This window comes from Arthrobacter sp. NPDC055585, assembly GCF_053619115.1.
Genome location: NZ_JBSHIT010000001.1, coordinates 511,020 through 530,582, shown reverse-complemented (window position 1 = coordinate 530,582; position 19,563 = coordinate 511,020). Strand labels below are relative to the sequence as shown.

At 65.9% G+C, this 19,563-nt stretch carries 17 protein-coding genes and 1 pseudogene; 15 read left to right on the top strand and 3 right to left on the bottom strand.

What is annotated here, in order from left to right:
- Positions 1-252 precede the first annotated feature (252 nt).
- From ACWGQ2_RS02295 to ACWGQ2_RS02270, 6 genes are all read left to right on the top strand, one after another.
- The gene (locus ACWGQ2_RS02295; protein WP_452014494.1) at positions 253-762 is read left to right on the top strand and encodes an excalibur calcium-binding domain-containing protein; all 510 of its coding nucleotides are present in this window, start codon (positions 253-255) and stop codon (positions 760-762) included.
- A 216-nt stretch (positions 763-978) separates the two neighbouring features.
- Positions 979-1,419 carry a DinB family protein gene (locus ACWGQ2_RS02290; protein WP_452014492.1) on the top strand — a complete coding sequence of 147 codons (441 nt, stop codon included), beginning with the start codon at positions 979-981 and terminating at the stop codon, positions 1,417-1,419.
- A gap of 174 nt (positions 1,420-1,593) precedes the next feature.
- Complete coding sequence (locus tag ACWGQ2_RS02285) at positions 1,594-2,658, top strand: hypothetical protein (protein ID WP_452013912.1); 1,065 nt, start codon at positions 1,594-1,596, stop codon at positions 2,656-2,658.
- 102 nt (positions 2,659-2,760) lie between these two features.
- Positions 2,761-4,872, top strand: coding sequence for an FAD-dependent oxidoreductase (locus tag ACWGQ2_RS02280; RefSeq protein WP_452013910.1), 2,112 nt, complete (start codon positions 2,761-2,763; stop codon positions 4,870-4,872).
- A gap of 161 nt (positions 4,873-5,033) precedes the next feature.
- Entirely contained in the window at positions 5,034-5,381 is a 348-nt protein-coding gene (locus tag ACWGQ2_RS02275) for a variant leucine-rich repeat-containing protein (protein WP_452013908.1), read from the top strand.
- 29 nt (positions 5,382-5,410) lie between these two features.
- Positions 5,411-6,673 (top strand): arginine deiminase, encoded by a 1,263-nt coding sequence (locus ACWGQ2_RS02270; RefSeq protein WP_452013906.1) that lies wholly within the window; start codon positions 5,411-5,413, stop codon positions 6,671-6,673.
- 202 nt (positions 6,674-6,875) lie between these two features.
- On the opposite strand, the gene ACWGQ2_RS02265 is transcribed toward ACWGQ2_RS02270, so the two are convergent.
- Entirely contained in the window at positions 6,876-7,637 is a 762-nt protein-coding gene (locus ACWGQ2_RS02265) for a tetratricopeptide repeat protein (protein ID WP_452014490.1), read from the bottom strand.
- Between the two features lie 93 nt (positions 7,638-7,730).
- Positions 7,731-7,883: pseudogene (locus ACWGQ2_RS02260) on the bottom strand (DUF4236 domain-containing protein); the annotation flags it as partial.
- Positions 7,884-8,033: 150 nt separating this feature from the next.
- Between ACWGQ2_RS02260 and ACWGQ2_RS02255 the strand changes: the two are divergent.
- A complete protein-coding gene (locus tag ACWGQ2_RS02255; RefSeq protein WP_452013904.1) occupies positions 8,034-8,246 on the top strand; it encodes a hypothetical protein in 213 nt (70 codons plus the stop codon).
- A gap of 142 nt (positions 8,247-8,388) precedes the next feature.
- Positions 8,389-8,718, top strand: a complete 330-nt coding sequence (locus ACWGQ2_RS02250; RefSeq protein ID WP_452013902.1) for a nuclear transport factor 2 family protein — start codon at positions 8,389-8,391, stop codon at positions 8,716-8,718.
- A 21-nt stretch (positions 8,719-8,739) separates the two neighbouring features.
- On the opposite strand, the gene ACWGQ2_RS02245 is transcribed toward ACWGQ2_RS02250, so the two are convergent.
- Positions 8,740-9,852, bottom strand: coding sequence for an alpha/beta fold hydrolase (locus ACWGQ2_RS02245; protein WP_452013900.1), 1,113 nt, complete (start codon positions 9,850-9,852; stop codon positions 8,740-8,742).
- Between the two features lie 248 nt (positions 9,853-10,100).
- On the opposite strand from ACWGQ2_RS02245, the gene ACWGQ2_RS02240 reads away from it, so the two are divergent.
- The 7 genes from ACWGQ2_RS02240 (at position 10,101) to ACWGQ2_RS02210 (ending at position 19,478) form a co-directional block, all read left to right on the top strand.
- Positions 10,101-11,123, top strand: coding sequence for an iron-siderophore ABC transporter substrate-binding protein (locus ACWGQ2_RS02240; RefSeq protein ID WP_452013898.1), 1,023 nt, complete (start codon positions 10,101-10,103; stop codon positions 11,121-11,123).
- Positions 11,120-12,211 carry a FecCD family ABC transporter permease gene (locus ACWGQ2_RS02235; protein ID WP_452013896.1) on the top strand — a complete coding sequence of 364 codons (1,092 nt, stop codon included), beginning with the start codon at positions 11,120-11,122 and terminating at the stop codon, positions 12,209-12,211. Before ACWGQ2_RS02240 ends, ACWGQ2_RS02235 begins: the two co-directional genes overlap by 4 nt.
- Before the next feature lie 83 nt (positions 12,212-12,294).
- Positions 12,295-13,338 carry a FecCD family ABC transporter permease gene (locus tag ACWGQ2_RS02230; protein WP_452014488.1) on the top strand — a complete coding sequence of 348 codons (1,044 nt, stop codon included), beginning with the start codon at positions 12,295-12,297 and terminating at the stop codon, positions 13,336-13,338.
- The gene (locus ACWGQ2_RS02225) at positions 13,335-14,138 is read left to right on the top strand and encodes an ABC transporter ATP-binding protein (protein ID WP_452013894.1); all 804 of its coding nucleotides are present in this window, start codon (positions 13,335-13,337) and stop codon (positions 14,136-14,138) included. Before ACWGQ2_RS02230 ends, ACWGQ2_RS02225 begins: the two co-directional genes overlap by 4 nt.
- Before the next feature lie 333 nt (positions 14,139-14,471).
- Positions 14,472-17,759: a glycoside hydrolase family 3 C-terminal domain-containing protein gene (locus tag ACWGQ2_RS02220; protein WP_452013892.1), complete on the top strand. Its 3,288-nt coding sequence runs from the start codon at positions 14,472-14,474 to the stop codon at positions 17,757-17,759.
- Between the two features lie 105 nt (positions 17,760-17,864).
- Positions 17,865-18,839 (top strand): D-2-hydroxyacid dehydrogenase, encoded by a 975-nt coding sequence (locus ACWGQ2_RS02215; RefSeq protein ID WP_452013890.1) that lies wholly within the window; start codon positions 17,865-17,867, stop codon positions 18,837-18,839.
- Positions 18,840-18,878: 39 nt separating this feature from the next.
- A complete protein-coding gene (locus ACWGQ2_RS02210) occupies positions 18,879-19,478 on the top strand; it encodes a phosphatase PAP2 family protein (RefSeq protein ID WP_452013888.1) in 600 nt (199 codons plus the stop codon).
- Positions 19,479-19,563: the final 85 nt, after the last annotated feature.

The window sequence follows — 19,563 nt, the reverse complement described above, 5'->3', positions numbered from 1 at the left end:
ACGCCCCGCCCGCTTTCAACGAGGTGATCAAAGGTGCAACGAACAGATTCCTCCAACCCCGCACCGTCAACTGCAGGCAAGAGGAGCCCGTGGTCCACTGGCACGGTCCTTGCCCTCGTCTGCGGTTTCCTAGCTGCCTGCAGCGCTGTGCCCTCGGAGCAGGATGCTCCCTATGAGTCCCATACACAGAGCTCTTCTGCCTCACAGACTCCAACCGAGGAATCGTTGACCAACGAGGCGTGCGATGTGGAAATGGAGCGAAAGACGCAGGGCGACGCCGAGTACGTTTGCACTCTGAAAGACGATGGAACTCTTGTTTGGCTGCCCAAGGTGGCATCCGAAAAGGTGACCGAGGCACGGAAGCAGGCGGAGGAAAGAGCCCAGCGCCAGGCAGACAAGGCCGCGGCCGAGGAAGCTCAACGTCAAGCCGAAGAGGCCGCAGCCGAGGAAGCCCAGCGCCAAGCCGAGGAGGCTCAGCGCCAGGCCGAGGAAGCCCAGCGCCAAGCCGAAGAGGCTGCAGCGCAGGAAGCGCAACGCCTGGCAGAGGAGCAAGCTGCTGCGGAAGCTGCGCAGCGAGAGGCAGAGGAAGCCGCTGCAGAAGCCCAGCGACTGGCGGAAGAACAGGCACGGAAACCAGCTCCGGCCGACAGCTTCGAGAACTGTGACGCAGTGCGGGCCGCTGGTGCCGATCCCATTCATCGCGGGGAACCCGGCTGGCATGAAGAACTGGACTCCGACGGGGACGGCGTGGGCTGCGAATGATCAGAGAGACGTAGGAAAGACTCAGGAATCACCGAGCTAGTAAAGCTCACTTGGCCGCACAGATTGGCTGGTGGCAAACACCGGAATTGGAGCAGGCGTTGGTAGGCTGCGGGCGGGCCGGAACCCAGCCGGCAGCGCCCATAGCCATCGGAGGACCACGTGTACGACGCCGACAGCACCAGCATCCACCACGCACCGTTAGATGTGCAGATCGGCATGTTTATCGACCAGCACCGCAGCATGCTGGCAGCGAGTCTTGACGGGCTCACCGGAGAAGAAGCGCGGAAGCGGCTGGTCCCGTCGAAGACCACGCTGCTGGGGCTGGTCAAGCATGCTGCTTCCGTCGAACACGTGTGGTTCGGTGAAGCGGTGACCGGAACGCGCCGGTCGGATCTCGGTATCCCGGCCACCCCGGATGAGTCCTTCAAACTGGACGAAAAGGACACTGTCGAGTCGGTCCTGGCTGACTATGCCCGGGCAGTCGAACTCTCTAGGCAAGCGGTCGCAGGTCTCGACGGCGACACTCTGCTACCGGGCAACCGTCGGGGACCGCTGCCGCTGCGCTGGGTCCAGCAGCACGTGCTTCGCGAACTTGCTCAGCACTGCGGACACGCGGACATCCTGCGAGAGCTGATTGTGGCAGCGCGTTCCGGTTAGCGGGCGGAGCCCAGGCCCCATCCATTTCCGCTAACCCTTGAACTGCCTTCCAACCCGAGCCAAACTGACGGAACTCGAGCGATCTACACTCTTGCCCCCGCCTCAAACCGGCAGCGAAAACCGGTACCTCACGCAGAATCTCAAACCGGCAGGAACCAGGTCAGGTGCGCAGCCATGGAACAGATCCTCATTCGCCAGATGGACGGTTCTTGGCGCGAACCGGCCGCAGCTGGCTACGCATTGGAAGCCGAACTGCAGGAAATTCTGGCAGCCCATCCGGAGCTCATTCCAGGGGTTCGGGGCGGAGCCGCTGCCTGCCGTGAGTTCCAATCCGGCGCCGGACCGGCCGACGTCGTTGTTGTGGATACCAGCGGCGACCTGACACTGGTCGAATGCAAACTTGCCGCGAACCCTCAGGTTCGCAGGGAAATCGTCGGCCAGATGTTCGACTATGCGGCGCGGCTCTGGAAGCTGGACCTCGATGAATTCGAGCTAAAGTGGCGCACGGCTACCGGTGACGACCTGTTCGCGGCCGGAGACGAAGAGGCCAGGGACGCCCTCGCCCGGAATCTGCAGGATGGGCGGTTCCGCATAGTGCTGGCGGTGGACGCTATCAACGGCCGGCTCAAGCGGATGATCGAATACCTGAACGCCATGTCCGGCCCGGAGACCACCATCATCGCGGTCGAGTATGTACGGCTGGTGCAAGGCGAAATCGAAATCCTGGTACCCCAGACCTACGGACAGGAACTGGCCGAAGCCAAAGCTGCGGACGCTAGGGACCGGCGGACCGTATGGGATCTTGAGACTTACCGCATCTGGCTGGAAACCAACGAACCTGAAACGGTTCCGAACTTCTCCGTCTTTGCCGACGAACTCGAGGCGATGGATCTCGAATTCGTCGGCTCACGTTCAGGGCTCCCAACCGGCGGGGCCGCTGTCCGGGATTCAGCTGACAACCAGCTCGGGACTGTATCCCTGTTCCATTACTCTGTCCTGGGCGCTGCCATCGAATTCAACTTCATCCGAATGTCCCAAATGCCCGACGCGGGTGCACAACCACCTGCTTCCCGTAGCCGTTTTCTGGACGAGCTTGAAGCCATCCCCGGGTTTGAGGATCTGGGCAGAAACCTGCGGGCCACCGCATTCACGTCCCGTAAGCCGAACGTTTCCCTTGCCGCGCTGGACGCCGACGCGCTGCGGCGCGGTCTCCGGGCCGTCGACATCCTGCGCCGCTGACCACCCGCTCCTGCGTATACCCAGACACCTGTCGCACAGAACACATCCCCGCACCCGCAAATCCGTGTATACGGTGTAAACAAGACGACTAAAATTCGAAACATGAGCACCAGAACCTTCCCGCACCTGATGGCCACGGGCCGTATTGGTCCGATGGAAACCCCCAACCGCATCGTCCTGCCGGCCATGGACATGAACGTCTCCGAGCACGGCGAAATCGAACAGACTGAGATTGACCACTACGTGGCCCGCGCCAAAGGCGGCGCAGGCCTGATCATCACCGGAGCCTGCGCCATCGCGTTCCCGTACGGCGCCGCCTCTATGAAAGAGCCCGGCCTCTCGGATGACAAGTACATCCCCGGCCTAAAAGCCCTCGCCGATGCGATCCACGCAGCAGGCAGCAAGCTCTGCATCCAGTCCACGCACCACGGCAAGGTAGCCCGCGTCGACGTCGCCAACGACCGCGCCGTGCTCGCCCCGAACCCGCAGGACTACACCTACGACATGTCCGCGCTGGCGGACTGCACCCGGGAAGAACTCGGCAAGATGGGCGCCGCCACCGCCGGCAAGCAGACCACGTTTAAGGAGATGACGCAGGAGGATATCGACTGGCTCATCCAGACCTGGGCCGATGCCGCCGAGCGCATCGCCAAGGCCGGAGCCGACGCAATCGAGATCCACGCCGCCCACGGCTACATCCTGGGTGTCTTCCTGAACCAGCGGGACAACAAGCGCACCGACGCCTACGGCGGATCCCTCGCCAACCGCGCCCGTCTGGCCTGCGAAGTCATCGCCGCCGTCAAGGCGCGCGTCGGCAACAAGCTGGCCATCCTGGTCCGCGTTGCCGGCGAAGAATACGGCCAGGAAGGCGGCCTCACCCGCGCCGAAGCGATCGAGGCATCCAAGCTTTTCGAGGAAGCCGGCGCGGACGCCATCCACGTCACCGGCTGGGGCCGGAATCCGTTCGACAACTTCACCGACGGCCCGCTGCCCAACAAGGTAGGCGCCTACCTGGACAACGCCGCCGCGGTGAAGAAGAACGTGAACGTTCCCGTGATCGCCGTCGGCCGTATGCTCCCCGAGATCTCCGAAAAGGCCATCGCCGAAGGCAAGATCGACTACGCCGCCATGGGCCGCCAGCTGCTCGCCGACCCCGAACTGCCCAACAAGCTCCGCGAGGGCAGGTTCAGCGAGGTGCGCCCCTGCATCAACTGCTACCTCTGCGTCGCGGAGAACTTCTTCGACGACACCCCCTTCTGCGCCGTCAACCCGGCCCTCGGCAACGAAGCCGTGCTTCCGCTCAAGCCCGCCTCGCAGGCCAAGCACGTGCTCGTCGTCGGCGCCGGCCCGGCCGGCCTGGAAAGCGCCCGCGTGCTCACCGAACGCGGCCACCGCGTCACCGTGATCGACAAGTCCGACCGCCTGGGCGGCACCATGTGGTTCTCCACCATGACGACGCCGGACAACGAACGCCTGCTGCGCTGGTTCAAGGCCGAGATCAAGCGGCAGCGCATCGCCGTCAAACTGAACACCCCGGCCACCGTGGAAACCATCCGCGCGCTGAACCCGGACCACGTCATCGTCGCCACCGGCGCCGTCCGCCCCAAGCCCGACTTCCCGGGCGGCGACCTGCCGATCGTGCAGACCGGCGACACCCTGCGCGCCATGATGCTCGGCACCGCCACAGCCGAGGAAGCCGGCGCCGTGCTGAGCACCCTGGGCAAGATGGGCCGGCTCTCCGGCGTGACCAAGAGCCCCGAGTTCGTCCGCCAGTTCACCAAGTTCTGGCTGCCGATGGGCAAGGACGTCGTCGTGATCGGCGGCTCCCTGGTGGGCCTGGAACTGGCCGAATTCCTCGCCGAACGCGGACGCCGCGTCACCCTGCTGCACGAAAAGCAGCAGCTCGGCCTGCCGCTGGCCATGCCGCGCCGCTGGACCGCCGTCAGCGACGCCAAGAAGCACGGCGTGCAGATCCACCGCAACGCAACCATCACCCGGATCACCGAGAAGTCCGTGGAATGGACGGTGGGGGAGGAGCCCTTCTCCGCACCTGCCTCGATGGTTGTCTACGCAGACGGCACGACGTCGGCAGCGCCCCTCGCGGATGAGCTGCGGAACGCGGGCATCCCATGCGACGTCGTTGGTGACGCCGGTGCGGTGAACTACATCCACGGCGCCATCCACTCGTCCTGGAAGGTCACCACGGAGCTCTAGAACTCACGCAGTGCTGCCGGGCCGTCCCATCACGGGGCGGCCCGGCATTTCAATGTCTGGCAAGCCCCGGTCCCGCAGTCGCTGGAAACGCCCCAACCGATTCGGAGACCGCGGCTCCGTCTGCAAGGATGTTCATAAGGCTACTTACAAAGGAGCATCCCGTGCACGAAGACATGCAGGAACATCACGCTGAGGACACCACCCCGTCCACCCGCCGGACAGCTCCGCTGATGAACGTCCCGGCGTCAGGCATCGTCAAGGGGGGAGCCTCGGCCAGCCGGCCAAGGGATGTGGATCCCGCTGAGGTTGCCGTCTTGGCAGAAGCAGAGGATCCCGGAACCGCTCCGCAGCGCCTGCAGAAACTTGCCGCCGAGCAGCCCATTGCACGTCCCGCCGTCGCCGCCAATCCGGCCGCCGGACCCGAACTGCTGACCTGGCTGCGCAACCTGGATGACCCTGCCGTCAACGAAGCGCTCCGCCGCCGGGCGCAGGCGGAACAGGGACAGTAGGTCCGGCTTCACAACTCAAGGAGAACCCCATGCTTTCCCCAGCCGCCGCAGGCACGGCCGCGTCCTACGGCGTCCACTCCGAGGTGGGCAAGCTGCGCAAGGTCCTGGTCTGCGCACCGGGCCTGGCCCACGAACGCCTGACCCCCACCAACCGTGAAGACCTGCTGTTCGACGACGTTCTGTGGGTGGAGAACGCTCAGCGCGACCACGCGGACTTCGTGGCCAAGCTGACCAGCCGCGGCGTCGACGTCGTCGAACTCCACGACCTGCTCGGCCAGACCATGGACCTGCCAGACGCGCGGGCCTGGCTGCTGGACCGCAAAATCATCGCCAACCGCGTTGGCCTGGGCCTGGTCGCCGGCACCCGCGCGTTCCTGGACTCACTCTCCGGACCGGAACTGGCGCGGTACCTCATCGGCGGCCTGACGACGTCGGACCTTCCCTCGGATTACCGCAGCGGTTACGTCGGTCTCATCCGGGAATCCCAGGGCCGGCCCGAGTACCTGCTGCCGCCGCTGCCCAACACCCTCTACACCCGGGACACCACCTGCTGGATTGGCTCCGGACTGACCCTGAACCCGCTGTACTGGCCGGCCCGGCACGACGAAACCCTGCTGATGCAGGCCATCTACCGGTTCCACCCGGACTACACCGGATCAAAGATATGGTGGGGCGACGCCGAACAGGACCGGAGCCAGGCCACACTGGAGGGCGGCGACGTCATGCCCGTAGGCAACGGCAGCGTGCTGCTTGGCATGGGGGAGCGGACCTCCCGGCAGGCCATCACCCAGCTGGCGCAGGCACTCTTCGCGGAGGGAGCGGCGGAACGGATCGTGGTCGCCGGAATGCCGAAACTGCGCGCCGCGATGCATCTGGATACCGTGTTCACCTTCGCTGACCGGGACCTGGCTACTATCCATCCGGCCATCGTGGACGGCATCCACCCTTTCACCATCCACCCTTCGGACAAGGACCCCGGCCTCGAAATCCGGGACGAGCGGGACCGCCGCTTCGTGGACGTGGTGGCCGAAGCCATGGGCTATAAGCAGCTGCGTCTGGTGGAGACCGCCGGGGACTACCACGCCACCGAACGTCAGCAGTGGGACAGCGCAAACAATGCCGTTGCCGTGGAGCCGGGGGTGGTGTTCACCTATGACCGCAACACCCAGACCAACGCGGCGCTGCGGAACGCAGGCGTCGAGGTGATCCCCATCGTCGGAGCCGAGCTGGGCCGCGGCCGCGGCGGCGGGCACTGCATGACCTGCCCGATCATCCGGGACGGGATCCAGTGATGCCTTTCGCTGAGTCGCCCTGTGACCGAAAATCGACTCGTTTGCACGTCTGCTGCCGTTTCCAACCGGTGGCAAAACCGCGAACTGGCAGCAAATCCAGAGCGGGAATAAGGGAAATATCCTGAGGAGATGGATTTAAAAGACAGAGCAGACGAAGGCCAGTCCCTCGGCCGTTGTTGAACCGCATCCAGCGAGTCAGCTATCAGTCTTGGGTACTGGAGAGGAGATCGCGCAGACCAGGATATGTGCTGTTCTCAGCGAGCACTCTTTCGAAATCTTTTCTTGCCATGGAACGCTTGTCTTCGCGTATGTAGGTCAAACCTCTTTCGAGCAGGGTGCGATGTCGCAGGTCCGCCGGCCGAGACCGAATCCGTAGAGCTTCTTTAAACGACTCACGGGCGGCCTCGAAATAGCCTTGCTCACGGAAGGCGACGCCTCGCTGGGTCAACAGGAAAGTTGATGCCTCGTCAGCGTTCGTAAGTGCTTCGGTGAGTTCGACGACGTCCTGCCACCGGCCCTGCGCGGCGTACAGCTCCGCCAGCGATACAGCGGTAACAGTGCTCGGCTCCAGCTGTTCAACGACTTCGATAGCGGACGAGAGGTCGCCAGTCACTTGATAGATCTCGCCGAGCAGGAGGCCGATGTAATTTCGGTCTGGAGGCAACTGGACATTGATTCCGTCCGCAATGGGCAGAGTGAACGAGGCTGCAGGCAGATACTTTTTGACGAAGTCATCTTGGACGGGGTCATAGCCGGTGTTGAAGAGCCACGTCAACAAGTCGCGGCTACGCTTCATATCGCCAGCGGGCACAGACACCAAGGTGGCTTCAAGCAGTGCGGCCAGTGGGCGGGCTGGCGGGTAATCAGCACCGATTTGGGCCAGTGACACATAGTCAGGTTGCCCCACGGCGGCTTTGTAGAGTTTCTTTTCCCATTTGGGTGCGAAGACCCCTGGGGTAGGCATCTTGGGCGCCGCCTTACTCGTAGCGGTGCTCGCCGGACTTCCGCGTCGAGATCGACTCCTCGACGAGTGGGCCTTTGTGCGATAAATGCCGGTACCTGGTAGGCCAACAGTCTGCGTCACACGCCCGGAGGTGTTGGCGGAAATTCTTGCGCCTTTCACGCCTGCACTCATCCCCAGAGTCTTAGGAGTGACTGTCATCCTGACACCTGGCGCGATTTTGAACGATTTCCGTACCCTGAAACCCATCTGAGCCCCATGACTTTGTAGGTTCTTCGACTGCAGAATGCTACCTCTCAGTGTAGACAACTGCTGCCGCAGTCGTGGGAAGTTCGCGGTGCAGGGTATTGCGTGAAAGGAGTAGGCCTGATTCGGAAAGCACTGGCCTAGACTCACCCCATGAACCGGGTTAGCCCGCTCGATCTTGTCGACGTCTTCGTTTACACGGTGGTGCTGGAAGGCGTTGTCTGGGTGAAGAAGAGGCTCCCGGCACATGCGCGCTCGGACCAGCCGGGTGTTCGACGGGGAATCAGTGCCGTGACGCTGTTGCTGGTCCTGCCCGGAAGCAAACTCGTGGTCCTGGAAATGACCGCGCTGGTATTCCGCGGCTAGGTCCAGCTAGGCGGGTTTTTTCTGGTGACTGTGCTCATCGTGGTGCTTATGCTCGCCCGGGCAGGCATGCGGCGGCTCTTCGCAGCGCGGCCGCCCGGCCAGCTCACTCCATTTCAGCCAACCGATTGAGAGGGAACCGCTCATGGACCTTCCCACACCCATCCAGGCTTTCATCGACACCACCAACCGGGCAGACACCGAAGCTTTCGTCGCGGCTTTCACCACAGACGCGACCCTGGAGGACTGGGGTCGGAACTTCACCGCACACGACGGCATCCGCACCTGGAACCGCACTGATAACATCGGGAAGAACACCCGGTTCGAACTCGTCGACTGGCGGCAGACCGCGGCGGACACGTACACCGTGGAGCTCCAGGTCGCCGGCGACGGCTACAACGGGACCGGACCAATGGAATTCACCCTGGACGGAGACCGCATAGCCCGGCTCATCATTTCCGACTCGGTCGGCTGACGCCTCCTACGCCCTGAAGCCCTACCTAAACCCCAGCTTCACCGCCGCGCGCAGACCCTCCAGATACTGCTGCGGCCGCTCCCACGCAGCGAAATGCCCACCGCTTTCGAACTCCGTCCACCCCGCCACATTGAAATACCGCTCCGCGAACTGCCGCGGCGCATTCACCAAGTCCTTCGGGAACAGTGTGAACACGGTCGGAGTCTCGATCCGGGGCCAGCCCGTCGGACGGCCCGCAGCGTACGGTGCGAACGACGTCCCGATCGACCCGCTGAACCAGTACGCACTGATCCAGGTCAGGGCCTCGTCCATGCTGAACGCGTTCGTCATCGTTCCGTCCGAATCGGTCCACCGGACCAGCTTCTCGCCAATCCAGGCAGCCAGTCCGGCCGGGGAATCCCCAAGCCCGGCCGCAAGCGTCACAGGCCGAGTGGACTGCTCATGCGCATACCCGCCCTCGGCCCCCTGCCACCGCCGCGCCCGAGCAGCGTACGCCCGCTCGGCGTCGTCCATGTCCTGCGGCGGTGCGAGGTTGACGTGGTACTGGGACACATCGGTCAGGTGCAGGGCCGTCACGACGTCGGGATGCCGCACCGCCAGCGCCTCCGCCACGTCAGAGCCAACATCCCCGGCGGACACCACGTACCGGGCAAAGCCGAACTCGGACATTGCCGAAGCAATCGCATCGGCCATCTCCACCGAGGACATCCCGCCCGCCGGCACGGGTGCGGCAAACGGGTAACCGGGCAGCGCCGGCGCCACATACGTCAGGTCCTTCAGCAGCGGAAAGAGCCGCTGGAACCGCAGGATTGAATCCGGCCAGCCGTGCAGCAGGAGCACCGCGGGCGACGACGGCGAGCCGTAGGCGGCTGCCGCCCGGGACACGACGGCCCGCACCGGGACGGTGGACAGCTCCGTCTGCTCCCACGGCAGGGCCGAAATCCACGCTTCCTGGGCGGGCCAATCGAATCCGGTCCGCCAGTGCTCCACGAGTTCGGCCAGCTGCTCGCCGCCAAACCCGAGGGACTCGCGGCTGCGGTTGAAGAGCCGGGGTTCGGTCACCGGCCGGAACCGGACCAGCCGCTCGGCGAGGTCTTCGAGTGCTGCGGGAGGAACGGGTTCGTATGGATTCACGGCAGCTCCTGACGGTGTTGGTGTGCGGAAACTATAGTCCGGGGGCGGCGGGAAGGGAGGGCCGGCTCCAAGAACCCACCCGTCCGCTAATTAGGACACTTTTATGTCACTAAATTTCCCACCTGCCTTGGCGGCAGTTTAGGGTTACCTTGGTTAGCCTGCCCTAAGTACGTATCCGGAGCGTCGCAGGAAGGCTTCCGCCGGCCCCAATCGGGGCCGGCCCGAACCTGCACCAAAGGAAACGACTCTTGCGCTCCTCCAAACTCGCTGCGCTCTCAGCCGCCGCCCTGCTCACCGCATCCCTCGCCGCCTGCTCCTCCACACCGGCCGAAAGCCAGGCCGCACCCGAAGGCGACTGGGAAACCATCACCATTGAACACGCCCTGGGCACCGCCGTCATCGACGAAAAGCCGGAACGCGTCGCCACGGTCAACTGGGCCAACCACGAAGTTCCGCTGGCCCTGGGTGTTGTGCCCGTGGGCATGGCCGCCGCGAACTTCGGCGACGACGACGGCGACGGCATCCTCCCGTGGGTCGAGGAAAAGCTCGAGGAACTCGGCGGCGAAGCACCGGTGCTGTTCGACGAGAACGACGGCATCGACTTCGAAGCCGTAGCCGACACCCAGCCGGACGTCATCCTGGCCGCCTACTCCGGCCTGACCCAGGAGGACTACGACACCCTCAGCGAAATCGCCCCCGTGGTCGCCTACCCCGAAACCGCCTGGGGCACCTCCTGGCGCGAAATGGTCGAGTACAACTCCACCGCCCTCGGTCTGGCCGAGGAAGGCGAGCAGCTGGTCGCTGACCTGGAGCAGGAAATGACCGACGCCGCCGCCAAGTTCCCGTCCCTGGCCGGCAAGTCCGCCATGTTCATGACCCACGTGGACACCACGGACCTCAGCGAAGTCAGCTTCTACACCACGCACGACCCGCGCACCCTCTTCTTCGAAGACCTGGGCATGAGCGTGGCAGGCAGCATCGCCAAGGCCTCCGCCGAAACCGAGAAGTTCTCCCTCACCCAGAGCGCCGAGCAGGCTGATGCCTTCAGCGACGTGGACATCATCGTCACCTACGGCGGCGAGGAACTGATCACCGCACTCGAATCCGATCCGCTGCTCTCCCAGATCCCCGCCGTCGCCAACGGCGCAATCGTCACCCTGCCCGGTGACAACCCGCTGGGCACCGCAGCCAACCCCACCCCGCTGGCGATCAGCTGGGTGCTGAACGATTACCTGACCGTGCTCGCAGAAGCAGCCGACGCCGCCAAGTGACACACCCTTCCCGCCCGACTGCCCCGGACGCCGCCCCCGCACCCGAAAACCAGGACTCACCGGAGTCCCTGGCTTCCGGAACTGCGGCACGGCGCCCGGGGCGGCTGCGCACCCTCTGGCTCGCCGCCGCCGTCGTACTCCTGGGCCTGCTGATGCTGGCCTCGGTCACGGTGGGGGCGCGCGACGTCGACTGGGCGGACATTGTTGCCGCACTGGGCGGCTCGGCAGACGGCTTCAGCGAGGCCGCCGTGGCCAAACGCATTCCCCGCACCCTGCTGGCCGTGCTCGCCGGTGCAGCGCTGGGCGTCGCCGGAGCCGTGATGCAGGGCGTCACCCGCAATCCGCTGGCCGACCCGGGCATCCTGGGCGTGAACATGGGTGCCTCCCTCGCCGTCGTGGTGGGCATGGCTTTCTTCGGCCTGACCGCCGCCAACAGCTTTGTCTGGGCCGCGATCCTGGGTGCCGGAATCACCGCTCTGTTCGTCTACGCGGTGGGCTCGCTGGGCCGCGGCGGCGCCACCCCGCTGAAACTCGCCCTGGCCGGTACCGCCATCTCCGCGGCGCTGGCATCCTTCATCTCCGCCGTCGTGCTGCCGCGGAACGACCTTGCCGGGGGAGTGCGGTCCTGGCAGATCGGCGGCGTGGGCGGCGGAACCTTTGACGCGATTGGGCAGGTGCTGCCGATCCTGGCCGTCGGATTCCTGGTCTGCCTGGTCACCGCCCGGTCCCTGAACTCCCTGGCACTGGGCGATGAACTGGCCGCCGGCCTCGGCGAACGCGTGGCCCTGGCCCGCGGCACAGCAGCCCTGGGTGCGGTCCTGCTGTGCGGGGCGTCCACCGCTGTCACAGGACCCATTGCCTTCGTGGGCCTGATGGTGCCGCACGCCTGCCGGCTGCTCACGGGCGTGGACCACCGCTGGCTGCTGCCGTTCTCCGCCGTCGCCGGCGCGGCACTGGTCACCGCCGCGGACGTGCTGGGCCGGATCGTTGCCCGCCCGGCAGAGATCGACGTCGGCATCATTACCGCGCTGATCGGCGCACCTTTCTTTATCTGGATTGTCCGCCGGCAGAAAGTCCGAGCCCTGTGAACGTCTCCTCCTCCACAGCCGCTGCCGCTGCCGCCGCCGACGACGCCCCGGACGCTGCCGTCCCGGACGCTGCCCACGCGAACCTGGCAGCCGGCAGCAGCACGACCATCGCCGCCGTCGTCCGCGGCCGCCGCATCCGGGGCCTCCGCCTCCGCACCGTCGTCACTGTCCTGACCATCCTGATCCTCACCGTCTTCGCCCTCAGCGTGATGGCCGGGCGCACGTTCTATCCGCTCGGCGACGTACTGCGCGTCATCTTCGGCGAGGACGTGCCCGGTGCATCCTTCGCCGTCGGGCGCCTACGCCTGCCCCGCGCCGCCCTGGCAGTGCTCGCCGGAGCCAGCTTCGGCCTGGCCGGTGTCGCCTTCCAGACCATGCTGCGCAACCCGCTGGCCAGCCCGGACATTATCGGCATCAGTTCCGGTGCCGGCGCGGGCGCGGCGTTCGCGATCGTGGGCCTGGGCCTGGGCGGTGCCTCGGTCTCGGTCTTCGCGATCACCGCCGGGCTCGCCGTCGCACTGGCGGTTTATGCCCTGTCCTATAAGGCCGGAGTCGCGGACACCCGGCTGATCCTGGTGGGCATCGGCATCGCCGCGATGCTCGAATCCGTCACCGCCTACATCCTGAACCAGGCGCCTGACTGGGAACTGCAGGAAGCCATGCGCTGGCTCACGGGCAGCCTCAACGGCGCCTCCTGGAACCAGGCCCTGCCCGTCCTCGCCGCACTGCTGATCTGTGGCCCGGTGCTGCTGGGTCAGGCCCGTAACCTCGGCGCCACCCGGCTGGGCGATGACACCGCCTCCGCCCTCGGCGTGCGCGTGGGCCGCACCCGGCTGGTGATCATCATCGCCGCGGTGCTGCTGATCTCCTTCGCGACGGCGGCCACCGGACCCATCGCGTTCGTCGCGTTCCTCGCCGGACCGATCGCCGCCCGGCTGGTGGGCCCCGGACCGTCCCTGCTGGTCCCCGCCGCCCTGGTCGGTGCACTGCTGGTGCTGGTGGCCGACTTCTGCGGACAGTACGCCTTTGGCACCCGCTTCCCGGTGGGAGTGGTGACCGGTGTGCTCGGCGCCCCGTACCTCGTTTACCTCATTGTCCGCGTCAACCGCGCAGGAGCCTCACTGTGACCGCTGCCCACACCCTCGCCGTCGAAGGCCTCACTCTCGGCTACGGAGACCGCACGGTCATCGAGTCCCTGGACCTGCTGGTCCCGCCCGGTCAGGTCACCGCCGTGATTGGCGCCAACGCCTGCGGCAAGTCCACGCTGCTGCGTTCAATGTCCCGGCTGCTCGCCCCGAAGCAGGGGCATGTGCTGCTGGACGGCAAAGAGGTGCACCGGATGCCGCCCAAGCAGTTGGCCCGCACCCTGGGCCTGCTGCCGCAGTCCCCGGTGGCACCCGAAGGCATCACCGTCGCGGACCTGGTGGGCCGCGGCCGGCATCCGCACCAGAAGCTGCTGGCCCGGTGGAACGCGGAGGACGACGCCGCCGTCGCCGCTGCGCTGGACGCCACCGAAACCGCGGGGCTGGCGGAGCGCTCCGTGGACGAACTCTCCGGCGGGCAGCGCCAGCGCGTCTGGATCGCCATGGCCCTGGCCCAGCAGACGGACCTGCTGCTGCTCGATGAACCCACCACGTTCCTGGACGTCAGCCACCAGGTGGAAGTCCTGGACCTGCTCACCGACCTGAACCGCAGCCGCGGCACCACAATCGTCATGGTGCTGCATGACCTCAACCTGGCCGGCCGCTATGCCGACCACCTGGTGGCCATGGCCGGCGGGAAGATCCTCGCCGCAGGCACCCCCGCCGAGGTGCTCACCGAGGACACCGTCCGCGCGGTGTACGGGCTGGAGAACCGGGTCATCACCGACCCTGCCTCCGGCAAGCCGCTGGTGCTGCCGCTGGGCCGGCACCACGTGGTTGGCTGACACGTATCGAGGGAAATCTGCGGTGCACCGGGGGTAAATACCCCTCTACCCTTGCGGATGGTTTCGGAACGGAAGTGCCGCGAGGAGTACCCGGTGCAAGCGCGTAGTTTGTGCTATTGAAGGCTTCCGGGCATACATCTAGGCTCCGATTCACTAGTAGTTCGCACCCCAAACTTCCTGGCCCGGCATTCAAAGAATGCTGTCCTGGAAACCGGTAAACCCGGTAATTCTCACTGCCCTCATTCCGGCGTCCAGTCTCAGCGCCGCGCGCTCCAACCCCTGCAGACGGTGATGCGTGAATGGCCTCGCACGCCGAATAACTGAGGAGCTTGTATGTTCACTCGAAAACGGCGCATCAGCACTCGAAAACGGCGCAATGCGCGCCGGTACGGGCTGGTGGCCTTTCTAGGCTTATTCGCGGCCACCGGTTTTCTTCCGTCGGCGGTAGGCGCTGATGACGTTGTGATTCAGGCGGACCCTGTATACACGGTGCAGCCGCCGCCGTTCAGCGACATAGCCAACGATCCGTTTGCAACGGAGATTGAATTCATCGCCGCGAACGGAATCACCACCGGTTTCCCCGACGGGACCTATCGTCCGCTGGCAACGGTTGCCCGTGATGCGATGGCGGCGTTTATCTACCGGCTGGCCGGACAACCTTATTTTGAGCCACCGGCGACCTCACCGTTTACGGACATCACCCCGGAGATCCAGTTCTACAAGGAAATCACCTGGCTCGCGTCCACCGGCATTACCACCGGCTACCCGGACGGAACCTTCCGCCCGCTTGAACCAGTCGCCCGCGACGCTATGGCGGCGTTTATGAACCGGTTCAGCGGCGGCTACTGCAGCGTTTCCGCGACCCTGGAGTTCCCTGATCCCACCACTGCGCCGTTCACCGACGTTCCAGTAACCCTCCAGTTCGCTGAGGAGATTGCGTGGATGAAGGAATCCGGAATCTCCACGGGCTGGCCCGACGGAACCTACCGTCCGTTCCTCCCGGTGGCCCGTGACGCGATGGCCGCATTTATGACCAGGCTGGATGCCTACAACGGGAGGGAAGGCGGCTGCACCCCTCCGGTGCCGGCAGGCAACCCCTGGCTGGGCAGCGACGAGGACGCCATGACCCGCGCGCAGTGGGCAACGGCGGCGATGAACCTGGGGCAAAAAGTCACTTACCTGATCCAGTCCGGCGGACCCGGTGTTCCTGAATTCGGGCTGCCCGGCATCCGGGGCAAGGACGGCTGCTGCGGCCTCGCCCTGGAGACAGGTCCGTCCACCGGCCTGCCCGTTGGTGTGGGCCTGGCGTCAACGTTCGACGCCGAGCTGGCGCGGGCCTATGGAGCGGTTGGCGGCGAGGAAGCACGTGCCACCGGATTCAACTCAATCGCCGGACCCACCATGGACCTGGTCCGGACCCCTTACAACGGGCGTATGTGGGAAGACCTGGGAGAGGATCCGATGCTGAGCGGGGACACTGCTGCCGCCCAGGTGATCGGCGAGCAGGGAGCGGACGTCGTCGCCCTGCCCAAGCACTACAACCTGAACAACTTCGAATCCCGCCGCGGCGACGTCAACGTGCGCATCGATGAGCGTCCCCTGCTGGAGACCTACACCCGGCCGTGGGAGAACGTGGTGGAAAACGGCAACGCAGGCTCGGTGATGTGTGCCTTCAACCAGGTGAATTCCGAGTACTCGTGCGGCAACGACCTGCTGCTGAACAAGATTCTGAAAGACCGGCTGGGGTTCCAGGGGTTCGTCAGCTCTGACTTCAACGCAGCCCACGCCTTCTCCGATTACGCGAACGGGCTCGATGTTGCCGGACCCGGGACGGAGTTCTCCGGCCCGGCCCTGCAGCAGGCCGTGATCAACAACGAAGTCTCGGAGCTGAGGCTGACCGGCGCCGCCCGGCGCGTGGCTTTTGCCATGTTCGACAACGGCGTCATCGACAATCCGCCGGCGGGTTCCTTCCAGAATCCGCAGCCGACCAACCTCGCGATTCCGCAGAACATGCTGGACGCCCATGATGCGATTGCTGAGGAGGTGGCAGAAAAATCCGCCGTGCTGCTGAAGAACACACGCAGCACCCTGCCGCTGGTGGAACAGGACACCTCCTCGATAGCCGTGATCGGGTCCGACGCCGACTGGTACATCGACGGCGGCGGTTCCGGTGCCATTCAGAACCCGGCCCGGCTGACCACCATCCTGGACGGCATCACCGCCCGGGCCGCCGGCGCCTCGGTCACCCAGTCCGCAGGCACGGACCCGGTGTCCCTGGCAGATACCATCCCCGGACCGTTCCCGATGCCCAGCGACGTGCTGACAGACGTCAACGCGGAATACCGGCTGGGCGTCAACAACTTCACCGGAGACACCACGCTGGCCCGCGCTGAGCGGCAGGTTAACCTCCGGACCGGTATCTCCGGTGACGTCATCAACACCGCCCAGGTACCCGGGATTGGCGGTCTGCTGGCCACCCAGCCCATGTCCGCAGTCTGGACAGGCACGATCGTGCCGCCTGCCACGGGAACCTACACGCTGTCCCTAACCCACCTCGGCACTGCACGGCTGTACGTGAACGGCACCGAGGTCCTGAACGAGCCGGCGGACAGCCTCACCACAAGCGAGGTGAGCGCGGACCTGACGGCAGGAACTCCGGTACCGGTGCGGGTTGAATACACCACGGACGCGCCGAACCAGTTCAACGGCGGCCTGAATGACCAGCCGGGTGCGATTGCCCGGCTGGGATGGACACCGCCGGAGGGTGTGGTGGCACCCAGCATCACCGCAGCCGCACAGGCAGCGGCAGCAGCGGACGTCGCCGTCGTGGTGGCCCGCGACTACACCGGTGAGGGTGCTGACCGCGGTTCACTGGTGCTCCCGCAGAACCAGGACGCGCTGATCAGCGCAGTGGTGGCAGCGAACCCGCGGACGGTGGTGGTGCTGGCCACCAGCGGACCGGTGACTATGCCGTGGATCGAGGACGTACCCTCGGTGCTGCAGGCCTGGTACGCCGGGCAGGCACAGGGGAGGGCGGTCGCCTCGATCCTGTACGGGGACGTGAACCCGTCCGGGAAGCTGCCGGTTACCTTCCCGGTCAGCGACGAGCAGGCCACGACCGTGGGACCGCCGAATCCGTTCAGCATCTTTGACGTCGTCTCCCCGGTGGTGAACTACACGGAGGGTGTCTTCGTCGGATACAAGAACTACGTCACCCAGGGCGCAGTGCCGCTGTTCCCCTTCGGCCACGGGCTCTCCTTCACAACGTTCGCCTACAGCAACCTGTCCGCACCGGCAGTGCTGGACGCAGCCGATCCAGGCGGGAACGTATCCGTTCAGGTAGCGAACCGCGGAACCCGGACCGGTGAGGAAACCGTGCAGGTATACGTGGGCACCCTGCCCGGAGACGAGCCGACGCCGGCACGCCAGCTGGCCGGGTACGGTTCCATCACGCTTCCGCCCGGAGGCATCGGAACCGTCAACATTGCCCTGGACCCGCGGTCCCTGCAGTACTGGGATGACGAAGCAGACGACTTCGTGACTCCCACGGGGCCTGTGTCGATTTATGTGGGCAGCTCCGTCTCCGACACCCGGCTGATCGGCCAGGTGACCATCGAGTAGTTTCATCCGGAACCAGGACAGCCCGGGAGGAGTCCCGGGCTGTCCTGGTGTCCGGGGGACGTAACGGATTCAGGTCCCGCCGCGGGGATCGCCTAGCCTGAGCGCATGGCTAAACCAGTGCTGACCATCCTCACCGGCAACCGCGAAGTCACCGGCCTGGAGAATCTCCGGGCGCTCGCCGACGTCCGGCTCGCCGCCGACGCCGACGAGCTGGCCGACGCCCTACCGGGCACCGAAATTGTGTACCTGTGGAACTACTTCGCCGACGGCCTGCGCTCGGGCTGGGACCGGGCCGATGCCCTGAAATGGGTGCACCTGCCCGCCGCCGGCGTGGACCGGCTGCTCTTCCCCGAGCTGGCGGCGTCGGACGTCACCGTCACCAATGCCCGCGGAATCTTCGACGCCGCGATGGCCGAGTACGCGCTGGCCGGAATCCTGTACTTCGCCAAGAACTTCCCGCAGGCCCGGATGAACCAGACCGAGCGGCGCTGGCAGCACTTCACCACGTCCAATCTGGCGGGCACCCGGGCGCTCGTCGCCGGAACCGGAAGCATCGGTCGGGCCACCGCCCGCATGCTGCGCGCCGTCGGCATCGAAGCCGACGGCCTGGGCCGTACCGCGCGCGACGGCGATGCGGACTTTGGCGCCGTGTTCGCCAGCACGGACTTCGCGGCCGTGGCCGGGAACTATGACTGGATTGTGCTCGTCGCGCCGCTCACCGGGGACACCCGGGGCATGCTCGACGCCGGGGTGCTGGGTGCCATGCGCTCCTCCGCAGTGCTGGTGAACATGGGCCGCGGGGAGCTGGTGGAGCAGGCGGCGCTGGAACGGTCGCTGCGGGCCGGGGAAATCCGTGGGGCGGTGCTGGATGTCACCAGCCCTGAGCCGCTGCCGAAATCCAGCCCGCTCTGGGGACTGGAGAACGTGCTCATCACACCGCACCTCTCGGGCGACTCGCGGAGCCACCTGCCCGCGATGGCTGCGCAGTTCGAAGCGAACCTGCGGGCCTACCTTGACGGTCAGCCGCTGCAGAACGTGGTGGATAAGCAGCTGGGGTTCGTGGCAGCTCCGGCGGGCTGACGCGGTTGCCGGTGCCACCGGCACCCGTAGAATCGGCTGATGCCCCAAACCCTGCAGGCCGCCGCAGCCCGTTCGTCCCGGCTGGCGCGCACCGTCACCGAAGTCTCCGCCCCGGCTGTCCTGGTGGGAATCCTGCTGCTGCTGCAGCCGCTGCTCAGCCCGGGCGTGACCTGGCTGCAGGGCACCGTGGCAGCCGTCTTTACCGTGGGCCTGCCGTTCTGCCTGATCCTCTGGCTGAAACGCCGCGGGTCCGTCACCGACCACCATGTGGGGGTGCGGTCCCAGCGGGCGCCGATCCTGGCGGCGTCGGCGGTGTCCCTGGGCCTCGGCGCGCTGGTGCTGATTCTCGTGGATGCTCCGGCGGTTCTGTTTGGCGAGATCGGAGGAGTGTTCATTGGCCTGGTTATCTGCATGGCCGCGAACCTGGTCTGGAAACTGTCGGTTCATTCAGCCGTCGCCGCGTACGTAGGCCTGGCGCTGCTGGCACCCGTCCCCGTCCTCGGTCCCGCCCTGGCGCTGCTGCTGGCATCGGCCACCGGGTGGTCCCGGATCAAGCTGGGCGACCACACTCCCACGCAGGTCCTGGCCGGGCACCTGGCCGGGTGCGTGGCATTCGCAGCCGCGCTGCTGCTGCCCTGACGTCCCCGCCCGGCCTGCCCGGCGCCGTCGTGCACCGGGGGAGTGGGATAAAGTCCTAGGGTCCGTGCTCTTCACTTCCGGCAAA